The sequence below is a fragment of the Serratia sp. C2(1) genome (assembly GCF_036352655.1).
Lineage (GTDB): Bacteria > Pseudomonadota > Gammaproteobacteria > Enterobacterales > Enterobacteriaceae > Serratia > Serratia inhibens.
In genome coordinates, this window is the sequence record NZ_JAZFBA010000001.1 from 3,172,970 (window position 1) to 3,186,227 (window position 13,258).

A 13,258-nucleotide genomic window follows, 5' to 3' on the forward strand; every position below is an offset into this window, starting at 1 on the left:
TTTTGGGATATCACTCGCGGAAAACGCCATGACTTCAGTTTATTCAACCGAGTATCAATTAGTTATAAAAATACTTCGGGATGCTCGTATAGAAAAAGGCATAACTCAGGCCAAGCTGGCCGAAGCGCTGGGCCGCCCGCAGTCGTTTATCGCCAAGGTTGAGAACGGCGAGCGCAAGCTGGATGTGGTTGAATTTGCTGTGATGGCACGGCTGCTTGGGGTGGATGCTGGAGCTGTGCTGGGAATGATTGGTGGGCGGGTTCATTCATTGTAATAACGAAATCGAACCTACGACCTTCGCATTACGAATGTGTAAATAGATCCAATATTAATGCGTATCAAACGCCACGAGTAAATTAGGTACTTCCGAGTCGTTGGAGTGTTCCTGTATCGGTAGACGATCCTGCCCTATAGTTAAATCATCCGCAAGACTTCGGCGGCTACGAGCGGATAAGCGGACCGTCCCCCTGGCGTGCGGATACTAAATTCGTACACCGGCCCTTAGTAGGTTACGGATCCACAATTTAATAATTTACAGTTTCAAACCGTGAACTCATTAAATTTACGCATTATCTTGTCAAACACGGAGCCCGGCAGATAGCGGCGCAACGCGCGTACCTGACTGGACTGCTTACCCGCTGAATAGCGTAAGCTGGGCTTGGAAGCTGTCGCGGCCTTGATCACCGTGTCGGCGACGACCTGCGGGTCATCTCCTGTTTCCACCCATTTGCGCATGAGACCCTCACTCCGTGCACGATCTTCTGCATACACCGACATTGGCTGATCGGCACGTGTCAGGTTTTCTTCGAATGCGGTTCGTGTCACGCCAGGTTGCACCAACACTGCCCGGATGCCGAATCGACGCACTTCATGGTCTAACGATTCCGTATAGCCCTCAATTGCATGTTTGGTGGAGGCATAGTAGGCATTGAAAGGTGAAGGTATCAGGCCAAGGATGGAACTCATGTTTATGATCCTTCCGCTTTTCTGTTCACGCATGATCGGCAGCACCGCGTTGATAACGCGCACAACACCCAAAACATTCACGTCAAAAAGTCGTTCTACCTGTGCGATTGAAGATTCTTCTGCCCCGCCAAGCAGCCCCACGCCTGCATTGTTGACAACAAGGTCGATACGACCCGCTTGCCCGATGACTTCCTCTATCATGCTCTTCACGGACTCATCGTCTGTCACGTCGCACACCAACATCGTTATTCCGGCCGTGTTGGCAGTCGTCTTGCGACTGGTGCCAAAGACGCGATAACCACTTTGTGCCAATGACTTTGCGGTGACTAACCCGATACCTGATGACGCCCCCGTAACAAGAGCTATGCCTTGATTACTCGTATTCATTTGGTTTCCCTAGAGTGAGGCTGGATAGCCGATGAATGCAATGTTACTATCAAAATGATACCAAGTAACTACTAAAAAGATAGTTACAAATGAAAAAAATGAGCGAACATAAAAAATACGGTGAATGTTTCGCAGCCGGCGGCCTTGAATCTGTGGGTGATGCCTGGAATTTCCTGATGTTACGGAATGCGCATGTTGGGCTGACGCGGTCCGACCCCGTATGCAAAAAGGGCGCAGTTCAATGAACTGCGCCCTTAAATTTAAAACGCGAAATCTGACTCAGCTGCGAACCAAATCGTCGCCGTAGCCGATCCACTTGTAGGTAGTCAGTGCGTCCAGCCCCATCGGGCCGCGTGCATGCAGCTTCTGGGTGCTGACCGCCACTTCTGCGCCCAGGCCGAACTGGCCGCCGTCGGTGAAACGGGTGCTGGCGTTAACGTACACCGCCGAGGAATCCACCGCGCGCACGAAGTGCTCGGCGCTGCTCAGCGAACGGGTGAGGATCGCATCGGAGTGGTTGGTGCCGTGGGTGCGGATATGGTCGATGGCTTGATCGATGTCGTCCACCAGCGCCACGTTCAGATCCAGCGAAAGCCATTCGTCGTCGTAATCCCCTTCGGCCACGTCCACCACCGTCGCCGGGCCGTTTTTCAGCAGCGGCATGGCGTTCTCGGCCGCGTGCAGCGTCACGCCCGCCGCCGCCATCTTGGCGCTCAGCGCCGGCAGGAACTGTTCGGCGATGTTGCGGTTCACCAGCAGCGTCTCGAGCGAGTTACAGGCGCTTGGGCGCTGGATTTTGGCACTCTCGATGACCGTCAGCGCCTTGTCGAAATCAACGCTGTCGTCAACGTAGGTATGGCAAACGCCGATGCCGCCGGTGATCACCGGAATCGTCGACTGTTCGCGGCACAGTTTGTGCAAACCGGCACCGCCGCGTGGGATCAGCATATCTACGTAGCGATCCAGACGCAGCAGCTCATTCACCAGCGCGCGATCGGGGCTGGCAATCGCCTGTACCGCTGCGGCCGGCAAGCCGCATTGTTCCAGCGCCTGCTGGATCACCTTCACCGTCGCCAGGTTGGTGTGGTGGGTTTCTTTACCACCGCGCAGGATCACCGCGTTGCCGGTTTTCAGGCACAGGCTGGCGACGTCGATGGTGACGTTCGGCCGCGCTTCATAAATCACGCCGATCACACCGAGCGGGACGCGGCGGCGTTCCAGCTTCAGCCCGCTGTCCAGCAGGCTGCCGTCCAAGACGTGGCCGACCGGATCGTTCAGACGGCACACCTGGCGCACATCGTTGGCGATGGCCGCCAGCCGCGCCGGGGTCAACAACAGGCGATCGAGCAACGCTTCGGTCATCCCGGTAGCGCGCGCCTGCGCCATGTCCTGCTCGTTGGCCTGCAAAATCACTTCGCTGTTGGCTTCCAGCATGTCGGCAATCACCGACAACACCTGGTTTTTCTTCGCCGTGCTCAGCACCGCCAGTTGCCAGGAGGCCTGTTTGGCGGCCTTCCCCATTTGCTCCAGCATGCTCACTCCTTAGCTCACAATCATGTCGTCGCGGTGCACTGCCACCGGGCCGTATTCGTAACCGAGAATTTCGTTGATTTCCTGCGAGTGGTGGCCGGCAATCATGCGCATCGCATCGCTGTTATAGCGGCTGACGCCGTGCGCCAAGTCGCGCCCCGCCAGATTGCGGATGCGGATCACTTCGCCACGGGAGAAATCGCCCTTCACTTCGCGCACGCCCTTCGGCAGCAACGAGCTGCCGCGCGCCATAATGGCGTCGACCGCGCCGTCGTCCACGGTGATTTCACCGGCCGGCGGTGCGCCGAAGATCCAGCGTTTGCGGTTTTCCAGCGGGGTTTCCAGCGCGTGGAAACGGGTGCCCACCGGTTTGCCTTCAATCACGTCGCCCACCACGCCCGGCTTGCTGCCTGCGGCGATGATCACGTCGATACCGGCGCGGCAGGCTACGTCGGCCGCCTGCAATTTGGTGCCCATGCCGCCGGTGCCCAGCCCGGAAACGCTGTCGCCGGCGATGGCGCGCAGCGCGTCGTCAATGCCATGCACTTCACGGATCAGCTCCGCCTGCGGATTGTTGCGCGGGTCGGCGGTATACAAGCCCTGTTGATCGGTCAGCAGCAGCAGTTTGTCGGCCCCGGCCAGGATCGCCGCCAACGCCGACAGGTTGTCGTTGTCGCCCACCTTGATCTCTGCGGTCGCGACCGCGTCATTCTCATTGATTACCGGCACGATACGGTTGTCCAGCAGCGCAGTCATGGTGTCACGCGCGTTGAGGAAGCGTTCGCGATCTTCCAGATCGGCGCGCGTCAGCAGCATCTGCCCGACGTGGATGCCGTAAATGGAAAACAGCTGTTCCCACAATTGGATCAACCGGCTCTGGCCGACCGCCGCAAGCAGCTGCTTGGAGGCGATGGTGGCGGGGAGTTCGGGGTAGCCCAAATGTTCGCGCCCGGCGGCAATCGCGCCGGAAGTGACGATAACGATGCGGTGACCCGCTGCATGCTGTTGTGCGCACTGGCGTACCAGTTCGACAATATGGGCACGGTTAAGACGCAGCGATCCGCCGGTCAACACGCTGGTGCCCAATTTCACAACCAATGTCTGGCTGCCGTTCATAGTGTTTCTGCCGTGTAAGATGAGAAGGATAATGCAAAGGACTTTGTAACAGGAGAGACGCGTTATGCCAACAGGCACAACGCGAAATCAGCACAATACTGTGGTCAAACGGGGTCAGGCGGAGAGTTTGATCGGTTTTTCTTTGAAATCATCGGCCGGTTCAAGCGCCAGCTCCATCGTCGCCAGCAACTCGCCCAAGCGGCGATGGAAATCACGCAGGGTGGTTTCCAGCTTGGTTTTTACTTCAGTATCTTTAATATTTTCCGGCTTCCAGTTCCCGTCCTTATCAAACAGACCGAACTGATAGGCATAGGTGAAACGCGCCTCTTCAGCGTGCAGCTCGATCCACCATCCCCAAAACTCACGCTTCTCTGGGGCCGGTTTGACATTGACGCAAACGGCTAAACAATCAAAGAAAAAACGGTCGTTCTCGCACTGCCCTTCACGCAGGTACGGCCCCAAGCTGGCGAAACGTTTCATTAGTCGGCTTTTAGGGTGACCACTCGGTAACGTCATTCTTTAACCTCCTCAATGTAGACCACTCTTTTTAACAAATTGTTAAAATTTAGCAACAAATTAACGCATTTTATCTTTCATCCAGTGGGCCATTTGCAGCAAGGCCTTGTGGAAACTGCTATACACCGGCGCACGTGGAATAGCAATCAACTTGCCGTCCATTGAGGAGGATGCGATCAGGTGCGCCTCCTCTTTCGGGCTGAGCGGATCCTGATCCCAGTAGCCCGCCAGCATCGGCGTCGGGCAGCGGCGGCCCAGCAACCCCTGAGTTTTCAGCGAATAGCTGTTCAGTTCCACCCTCAGTACATTATCCGAGGCGTTGGCCATCCCCATCCGGCTGGCGAGCACGTCCATATACATGTCCGGCACGTCTCGCTGGCGGCCCGCGTCGCATAACAGGCTGTGGACCACCGGCCCCAGGCAGGCTACGCCACGCAGCCTCTGCGGCGCCAGATAAGCCAGGCGCACCGCCACATTGGCACCGAAGCGGAAGCCAAATGCGGTAACGCGCTGATGGTCGATCCAGGGCACCGAAGGCAGTTGGGTCAGCACTTGCTGATGCAGGAAACTGGAATCCTGCGTCAACTTCCACTTATAAGAAGAACCGATGGAAGGCATATCGATGGTCAGCATCGCGATGCCGTGCGGTTCCAGATATTCGCGGAACAGGCGATGATAATCGGTTTGCAAAGTGTCCAGGCTGCCGCACATCAGCACCATCGGGAATGGCGCCTCCCCCTTCTCCGGCAGGTGCAGGAAGCCGTTAATGCTGCTTCCCCCCTCAATGCGGAACTCCAGCACTTTGAGCTGATACGGCAGCAGCCGCGCGGCCTCTTCGTAGGCACGCGTGGCCAGCGTCTCGGCCTGTTCGGCCAGTTCGTCGCCTTTCAGGTGCGGGTAGCCGGCGATGCTGTAAAAGTTGACGGCGTTGAGCCAGTATTGGCCGCCGATCAGCGGATCTTGCTGTTCCAATGCCCGTTGCTGCCAGAGCATCCCCTGATGCACCCACTCGTAGATCCAGTTGCCGTTGCGGTAACCGATCACGGTATCGAGCAGCTTTTCGTTGGTATGTTCCACATCGGCGACCGCGATGCGCGCCAGCACTTCGTTGATTTCGATCGGATCAACGCCGCGCCAGGCCCACAGAAGCGGGTTGAGCATCCGGTACCAGTTGCTGACGGTGTTGCCTTCCAGCGTGGAGTGCAGATCGGCGCCGGTTTTGTTGCGCGCACGCAGCACCAACGTCGAGGTCTCGGGGTGTTTAAATGAGGGTTTGAACAGGATTTCAGAAAGGTTGGCTTGTGCCATGGTAACAACAGCCTCCGTAAATCTGGCCGTAGGCCGCAAACAGCCTACTTAACTGGAGGTAGTGTACCTAACTCTGGGACGATAAACCAAAATAACGAAAACGCCCGGCATAACCGGGCGTTTTACTGGCGTGAGCGGGGATTAACGGCCGCCGATCGGTGGCACGAAGGTCACCGCCATGTCCCACGGCTGCTCGATCCAGGTATCCTGCGGGATATCGACCACATAGTCGTCCACCAGCGGGCGGCCTGCTGGTTTGGCGAAAATAGTGACGAAATGCGCTTTCGGGTACATGTCGCGGATCGCTTTCGCGGTGCCGCCGGTATCCACCAGATCGTCGACCACGATAAAGCCTTCACCGTCGCCCTCGGCGCGCTTGAGTACCTTCATTTCGCGTTGGTTGTCATGGTCATAGCTGGAAATGCAGACGGTATCCACGTGGCGGATGCCCAATTCGCGCGCCAGTAAGGCCGCCGGCACCAGGCCGCCGCGGCTTACGGCAATAATGCCCGTCCATTGGTCAGCAGGCAGCAGGCGGTGAGCCAGTTTGCGCGCTTGCATTTGCAGCATGTCCCAGGTAACAACGTATTTTTCGCTCATAAAATGGTATCCCAGCCAGCAATGGTGTGGCTTACTCGTGATCAGGGGAAAAAAGGTTGCGCGAGATTATAGAGACTGGTTGAGCCGAATACCAGTTGTACTGTGGAAATCATAAGTATTTCGTCTGGTGATTGATCCTGCATAAACCAACAATCACACGTCAAATATGTGCATTCCCTCCCTTAAACAGTGCAATAGGGTACGCGCGCGCCCCTGAATAAAGTGATATTCTCTGGAGATCGTGCCAAAAACGCACCGATGCCAACCAACCCTAACCGAGCGGCATTCACGCCATGCTGAGAATGCTGTCACAGGAGACCTATAGTGTCTGAATTGTCTCAACTTTCACCACAGCCGCTGTGGGATATTTTTGCCAAAATCTGCTCTATTCCGCATCCTTCTTATCATGAAGAAGCGCTGGCACAGCACATCCTCGCATGGGCCAAAGAGAAGAATCTGCATGCCGAACGCGATCAGGTGGGCAATATCCTGCTGCGCAAGCCGGCCACCAAAGGCATGGAAAACCGTAAACCGGTTGCCCTGCAAGCGCACCTGGATATGGTGCCGCAGAAAAATAACGACACCGTGCACGACTTCGCCAAGGATCCGATTCAGCCGTACATCGACGGCGAGTGGATCAAGGCGCGCGGCACCACGCTGGGCGCCGACAACGGCATCGGCATGGCTTCCGCGCTGGCGGTGCTGGCTGACGACAGCGTCGAACACGGCCCGCTGGAAGTGCTGCTGACCATGACCGAAGAAGCCGGCATGGATGGCGCATTCGGGCTACAGCCTAACTGGCTGCAGGCGGATATCCTGATCAACACCGACTCCGAAGAAGAAGGCGAGATCTACATGGGTTGCGCCGGCGGTATTGATTTCATCACTACCCTGCCGTTGCAGCGCGAAGCGGTACCGGCCGGCTATCAGACGCTGAAGCTGACCCTCAAGGGCCTGAAAGGCGGCCACTCCGGCGCCGAGATCCACGTGGGCCTGGGCAATGCCAACAAGCTGCTGACGCGCTTCCTGTTCGCTCATGCCGCAGAGCTGAACCTGCGCGTGCTGGATCTGAACGGCGGCACCCTGCGCAACGCTATCCCGCGTGAAGCCTCTGCGGTGGTTGCCGTACCTGCGGCAAAAGCCGACGCGTTGAAAGCGCTGAGCCAAGCGTTCCTGGCGACGCTGCAAAACGAGCTGTCCGCCAAAGAGAAGAACATCACCGTGCTGCTGGAACCGGTGACCAGCACCTCTCAGGCGTTGACCGCCGACAGCCAACAGCGTTTCCTGGCCCTGCTGAACGGCACGCCAAACGGCGTGATCCGCATGAGCGACGCGGTAAAAGGCGTGGTGGAAACCTCATTGAACGTTGGCGTGGTCACCACCAGCGAGAACGAAGCGGAAATCATCTGCCTGATCCGCTCGCTGATCGACAGCGGCAAAGATTACGTGGTCGAGATGCTGACGGCGCTGGGCCAACTGGCCAACGCCAAAGTGGCGCCGAAGGGCGGCTACCCAGGCTGGCAGCCGGACGCGGACTCTCCGGTCATGCATCTGGTGCGCGAGATTTATCAGGATCTGTTCAACAAAACGCCGAACATCATGGTGATCCACGCCGGCCTGGAATGCGGCCTGTTCAAAAAGCCGTACCCGAACATGGATATGGTGTCGATCGGGCCAACCATCACCGGGCCACACTCGCCGGATGAGCAGGTACATATCGAAAGCGTCGGCCTGTACTGGAAGCTGCTGACCGCGCTGTTGAAAGCGATTCCTGAACGAGCGTAACGCTAAAAGACCGGTAAGATCGCCCATGGCGATAGGCTAAGAAACCCACGACCGGCTTTTGTACTGTATAAAAATCCGGAAATATCTTTATTTCCGGATTTTTTATGGAACATGACTGGGCAATTCGATAGTGAAGCGGTTCATTGTCCTCCCCCCATCGATCGCACGCAGGCCTCCGCCGCGAGTCGCTTTGGCCAGCACACTCTACCCTAGGATGACAGCATCCACATAGCCAGCCCCAGAGCCGCCCCCCAAAACATCGCGCAAAACAACAGGGTGCCGATCCAGATGCTCTTGCGACTGAGCCACCAATCCTGGTGCAACCATCGGGCATTCAATGTACTCCAGCATCTACTCACACGAACCCATATCATTCTTCTCCTCCTGAGATATGTCATCTTGCATAATTGGCTTACACCGAATGCTCCGTAAATCCGGCAATAGGCTAATCTTTACGCCAACAAATTAAACAAACCATGCCCCGAAACCGACAACCATTTACCCACTTCTCTTGCGGGCCAAAACACGAGGGCGCCAAATACGCCTGCACTTAAGCAGCAGACCCACGCTATCCGTGCCTTCATCTGTGCGCTCTTGAAGAAAATGGTCGGAAAAAATACGGCGTGGCGCCGGTTTCGTCAGGGTATGTCTGATTCAGGGAGTTGCACTTTACGTCTCTCTCCCTGGGCGCTGAAAAAGGCGCTATGGTTTTTCATCGTCCCTCCTCACCGTCTCGGTAATAAAAGAGCGGGGCATCGGCGCAAACCACCGTAACAACGCCAACACGTTCTTGGCCTCTAGCTTAAATAGAGCGCCGGACCTATGGGTATAAATCGTTTTCGTACTGACGCGGTGAGCGTGCGCCTGCGTGTGAACGGATATTTCACGCAACGTTTGCGCCAACGCCCGTCGCTCGCCTCGGGTAAATACCCGTGCGGGCTTATAAGGCGATATCTCGTTAAACCATTCTTCCGTCGAAGACATAATGAGCCGACATAATTTCGATGGCGCCAGCCGGGCATCCACGACGCGTACAGCGCTGCTCGGCCCCACACTGCGCAGAATGCGGCGAACAACCTCCGGTTCAATATGCGATAACACCAGGATGCGAGGGTAACTCGCCACGGAAACCTCCCCCAATTGCAGCAACAAAACCAACGCGGCCTGAGGCACTATCGGTAAGCGCACGACCAGAAGATCCTGTGCAGATTCCCCCCTTTCGCGAGGGCTTGTCATCATGTATGGGGAAATGCTCGACAGCAGTCTCGACAACGAATCGACGGCCATGACGTTCCAGTTGCCTGAGCTTGAAAAATACTGCTGTAGTGCTGCCTTCAACCCTATTCGCCCGTAACAACAGCCATCGACAAGGGTCACCTGCCAGCGCATTTCTGTGAGATGCGCACCCGCCGGCGTATCAAGGTGCTCCGCCGCATCCGTCGGCAGACCGGCTCCCTTGCCCGTCTGTGGATAAAACGTATTCATGCAACCTCCTGTCCATTACAATGACCGGCGCCCCCTGAGACAATGACGTTCGCCCCCCTACACACGACAAGAAGGAAAACCGACGGTATCCTGCCTACTCTCTGCTACCCCAAATAACACACACGCCCCTATCTCCCGCACCAATCAGCCATGCCGCACTCTTGTTCGTTGGCCGTGCATGGGCAGCATTTTTTAACCGCTTTTGGGAAATAAATATGAGCAACGCCATTAACAACGCCTGCCGTTGTCGCCCATTATTTTCAATAGCGATTCTAAAATAAAAAAAACATGTACGGCTGATATTATTAAATCAATCTTGAATTTTAAGAATACATTCCGAGCTTAATTCTTAAATATTGCACCATCTATAAATTAATGCGCCATCACACATGACTTACATTGTAAAACGACATTATGATTAAAAATAATAACACCAGAAAATTCTGAATATAATTCCAAAATCCATTATCTCACCCCCCAGATAATTTAAGCTTTACCTTGTTTTCTTACCATATCGAATTGACCAGTGAGCACGCAGGAAATTTGCCATTTTGTCATGCCATAGGGTGCTATAAATATCAGGCAGGGTGCAGCCTGCCTGATAAAAGTTCGTTTAAAAGTTGTACTTCATCCCAAGCATCGCGGCGCTATCGTTATAGCCTGCATCGCCCATCTGCACGCCAACGTTACCCCAAAGATTAAGGCGCGGGTTAATTTGCCCTTCAAGCCCAACTTTAGCTTCAGCGAGATTGCTTGCCCCGTTTTGGCTAACGGTACTGTCATCCATTTTGGTCGCAAAATCGCGCGTATTGTGCAACCAGTTCAGTTCGAAATAAGGCTGGAAGTGGCGCTCCTTGCCGTTATCACGTGCATGATGACCTTTAAGGTAAGTTTTAATGCCGAGCCGAGTCATGATGTTCCCATCCCCCTCGCCGCTAACCTGAGTTCCATTGGCTTCCCGATGGCCATCCGCCCTTACGCCCATCCATACTACCTGGGCCTGCGGCTGAACGAACCACTGATTAAGCGTGCCCTGACTCCCCAGGAATTGCCCAAGTTTCCATGTGTAACCTCCTTCCAGCGAAGCGGTAATCCCGTGAGACTTATATCTTTCAGTCGTCAACTTATCGCCGCTCACCTCGTTATTGAACCAACTGTACTGCAGCCAGCTATCCAAATAGGCACCGATACGATTTTCATTATTGGCATACCAGGTGGCATAACTCCCTATGCTGTAACCCTCCACCGAGCCTTTCGAGCTATAACTGCTTACCTGATTCCGGGAAGTGCTGTGGTTGTTGCCATAACCCGCCATAAAACCGACGTGACCGCGATTCAGCCCATCCGTGCTCCAGCGCGCAACATCGCCGCCAATCTGAGCCACATACCGATTACTTTGGGTTTTCAGTTGCCCACTGCCATCACGCCAGGCATTATGCCCGCCGATCTGACGCAGCCACAGGCTGGTCACCTCCTGTTGCCCAGTCAGCGCATCGATATACCGGGTTTCCCCCAGGCGATCGTGCAAAGTCATCATAAACAGGTTGTTGGCCGCCGCCAGGTTAGCCGTGTAGCTTCCTCCTTCCGGGCGAATGACTGAAACTGTTTCCGGTTGCGGATCTGGCGTTGGTTGCGGATCTGGGGTTGGTTGTGGATCTGGCGTTGGCTCAGGGTCTGGGTCTGGCGTTGGCTCAGGACTGACCGAGTTGCTGCTCAGATACCAGCTTTCCCCTTTTTTGACGAGATCGTAATCGTAAGCGCCGGCAACGATACGATCCATTTTGACAAAACGCCCCCAAGAGGTACCGCCGACATCAACGATTTTTATTCCCTCAACAGTCTGTGCGCCATGACCGCCAAGATTATTGATGGAAACGTTAGTGGTTCCCTGCTGAACATCTCCGCCGACAATAAGTTTATTCGTCGATGAATCGTCGCTTCCCAGCACGCTGTTCATTACCAGCATCCCACCGTTGCCGGTGTAATTTCCCGTCACCGTCAGGGTGTCGAATGGGTTCGGCGCGGAAAAGGCAATAGTGCCGTTATTGCTGAGTTGCCCAACGATAGAATTGCTTGCCATATTCCAGTGACTGCTACTATCCAAAGTCAATGAGGTGGCGTTATTTACCGCACCATTCAGTACGGAACCTGAGGCAAGATTAATGACTGCGGTATTTCCCAGATCCGCCACCACAATATCGCCATTTAACCTACTGTTTGTCGCATTGAAAATGACGTTACTGTAAATGTTATTGGCCGGATTAAGAGCATCTTCATCGTTGCTGACGATCATAAGCTGACCCTTTCCGCCGCTAAGAACGGAATCTTTCACCTCCAGCGCCAAATCGGTCGTATCGACAGCTATTGCCTGCGCCAGCTCGCTTTTGAGCGTCACCTTATCGAGCGAGACTTTATTGCTGAGCGGAGAAGTTGAGGAGTAGCCATTGACATACAGCCCATATGCCCCCTCACCTGAAGTGGTAATGAGGCTGTCGCTGATGTTCAGCGATCCCGCGCGGCTCCACAGCCCAAATCCATCCTTGCCGGTGGTTTCGAGCTGCACGTTGCCTGCGGTTATTTGCGATCCAGGGTAGGCCAATAAACCCGGTGCAAGCTCGCCATGCGTAACAATGATGCTGTCAGCCAATGTTCCCACACCGCCACGTGCCGTGAAAAAGCCCGCGCTTCTTGCTCCCGAGGTAGTAATAGACAGGCCATCACCCCGTACCCGGTTTTCGGTATATATGCCGTAAGCATTGTCCCCCTGCGTTTGGAGGGTGCTGTTTGTGAGCTCGGCAGTTCCTATTTGCGCATTTACTGCGATAGCACGCTCACCCTCAGTAGTGATATTTGCGTTATTCATCATTACCGAAGAGTCTTCTGAGGCAATCCACACCGCATCGCTGTATGCACCTTGAGTGGTGAAGTACCCTCCCTCAACATTAACAACTGCGGCCATATTGGCATTCAACGCATAACTATGATTACCCGTAGTACTGGCGGCTACATTATCCAGCGCCAGCCTCCCCGCCATCACCCTGATGGCATCTCTTCCAGCGGCTGCAATAATACTGTCGGTAACCTGAGCTATTGCCATGCCCTGGGACGTGGACCAACCACCATCCAAAGCCAGCCCCAGCGCATTATTTTGAGCCTGAATATTCATATTGCTCAACATAGCTTCAGCGTTGTTCGCCAGATAAACCCCGGTGCCGGAACTCCCGCTAACGTTAATTTGTAAATCTCGGCCAATAAATTTACTGTCATCGATCCAGGCCCCACCGCCGCGAATCCCTGAGCTATTCAACTGTAGCCGGGTGCCGGTAAAATTAGCGCCATTTTTCGCCTGAATAATGAAGGTACCATTAGTCGCGTTTTCAAGTGTCAGATCATCCAGGGAGCGTACTGTACCATCAGCAATAATAGTGTCGTTGTTGGCCGCCCACACATAAGAACAGGGGGCAATGAATACGGGTAAAATATACAGCGGGTTGAATAATAACAAGCCAATATTCCATTTGTTATTGACATTACAATTCATCGTCAACTCCTTTTTCCAATTTAG

At 54.8% G+C, this 13,258-nt stretch carries 10 protein-coding genes; 2 read left to right on the forward strand and 8 right to left on the reverse strand.

The genetic code is table 11. From position 1 onward, the window contains the following. The first annotated feature begins 28 nt into the window (after window positions 1-28). On the forward strand, window positions 29-274 hold the full coding sequence (locus V2S86_RS14930; protein WP_330763031.1) for a helix-turn-helix domain-containing protein: 246 nt from the start codon (window positions 29-31) through the stop codon (window positions 272-274). Between the two features lie 266 nt (window positions 275-540). On the opposite strand, the gene V2S86_RS14935 is transcribed toward V2S86_RS14930, so the two are convergent. The 6 genes from V2S86_RS14935 to gpt form a co-directional block, all read right to left on the reverse strand. After that, window positions 541-1,353 (reverse strand): oxidoreductase, encoded by an 813-nt coding sequence (locus V2S86_RS14935; protein WP_330763032.1) that lies wholly within the window; start codon window positions 1,351-1,353, stop codon window positions 541-543. 279 nt (window positions 1,354-1,632) lie between these two features. After that, a complete protein-coding gene (proA, locus tag V2S86_RS14940; RefSeq protein WP_330763033.1) occupies window positions 1,633-2,886 on the reverse strand; it encodes a glutamate-5-semialdehyde dehydrogenase in 1,254 nt (417 codons plus the stop codon). Window positions 2,887-2,895: 9 nt separating this feature from the next. Beyond that, window positions 2,896-3,999 carry a glutamate 5-kinase gene (gene proB, locus V2S86_RS14945; RefSeq protein ID WP_330763034.1) on the reverse strand — a complete coding sequence of 368 codons (1,104 nt, stop codon included), beginning with the start codon at window positions 3,997-3,999 and terminating at the stop codon, window positions 2,896-2,898. A 114-nt stretch (window positions 4,000-4,113) separates the two neighbouring features. Then, window positions 4,114-4,515: a sigma factor-binding protein Crl gene (gene crl / locus V2S86_RS14950; RefSeq protein ID WP_330763035.1), complete on the reverse strand. Its 402-nt coding sequence runs from the start codon at window positions 4,513-4,515 to the stop codon at window positions 4,114-4,116. Between the two features lie 60 nt (window positions 4,516-4,575). After that, on the reverse strand, window positions 4,576-5,823 hold the full coding sequence (frsA, locus tag V2S86_RS14955) for an esterase FrsA (RefSeq protein ID WP_330763036.1): 1,248 nt from the start codon (window positions 5,821-5,823) through the stop codon (window positions 4,576-4,578). A gap of 141 nt (window positions 5,824-5,964) precedes the next feature. Continuing rightward, window positions 5,965-6,423, reverse strand: a complete 459-nt coding sequence (gene gpt, locus V2S86_RS14960; RefSeq protein ID WP_004949082.1) for a xanthine phosphoribosyltransferase — start codon at window positions 6,421-6,423, stop codon at window positions 5,965-5,967. Between the two features lie 324 nt (window positions 6,424-6,747). On the opposite strand from gpt, the gene pepD reads away from it, so the two are divergent. Then, window positions 6,748-8,208 (forward strand): beta-Ala-His dipeptidase, encoded by a 1,461-nt coding sequence (gene pepD, locus V2S86_RS14965; RefSeq protein WP_330763037.1) that lies wholly within the window; start codon window positions 6,748-6,750, stop codon window positions 8,206-8,208. Window positions 8,209-8,910: 702 nt separating this feature from the next. Here pepD and V2S86_RS14970 read toward each other — a convergent pair. Both V2S86_RS14970 and V2S86_RS14975 read right to left on the reverse strand, forming a co-directional pair. After that, a complete protein-coding gene (locus V2S86_RS14970; RefSeq protein ID WP_330763038.1) occupies window positions 8,911-9,693 on the reverse strand; it encodes a hypothetical protein in 783 nt (260 codons plus the stop codon). Between the two features lie 613 nt (window positions 9,694-10,306). Continuing rightward, a complete protein-coding gene (locus V2S86_RS14975) occupies window positions 10,307-13,234 on the reverse strand; it encodes an autotransporter outer membrane beta-barrel domain-containing protein (RefSeq protein WP_330763039.1) in 2,928 nt (975 codons plus the stop codon). Window positions 13,235-13,258: the final 24 nt, after the last annotated feature.

Excerpts from the sequence above, each read along its gene's own strand:
- crl (WP_330763035.1), bottom strand. The coding sequence starts at position 4,515 with ATGACGTTACCGAGTGGTCACCCTAAAAGCCGACTAATGAAACGTTTC.
- V2S86_RS14975 (WP_330763039.1), bottom strand. The coding sequence starts at position 13,234 with ATGAATTGTAATGTCAATAACAAATGGAATATTGGCTTGTTATTATTC.
- V2S86_RS14935 (WP_330763032.1), bottom strand. The coding sequence starts at position 1,353 with ATGAATACGAGTAATCAAGGCATAGCTCTTGTTACGGGGGCGTCATCA.
- V2S86_RS14930 (WP_330763031.1), top strand. The coding sequence starts at position 29 with ATGACTTCAGTTTATTCAACCGAGTATCAATTAGTTATAAAAATACTT.
- proB (WP_330763034.1), bottom strand. The coding sequence starts at position 3,999 with ATGAACGGCAGCCAGACATTGGTTGTGAAATTGGGCACCAGCGTGTTG.
- proA (WP_330763033.1), bottom strand. The coding sequence starts at position 2,886 with ATGCTGGAGCAAATGGGGAAGGCCGCCAAACAGGCCTCCTGGCAACTG.
- V2S86_RS14970 (WP_330763038.1), bottom strand. The coding sequence starts at position 9,693 with ATGAATACGTTTTATCCACAGACGGGCAAGGGAGCCGGTCTGCCGACG.
- frsA (WP_330763036.1), bottom strand. The coding sequence starts at position 5,823 with ATGGCACAAGCCAACCTTTCTGAAATCCTGTTCAAACCCTCATTTAAA.
- gpt (WP_004949082.1), bottom strand. The coding sequence starts at position 6,423 with ATGAGCGAAAAATACGTTGTTACCTGGGACATGCTGCAAATGCAAGCG.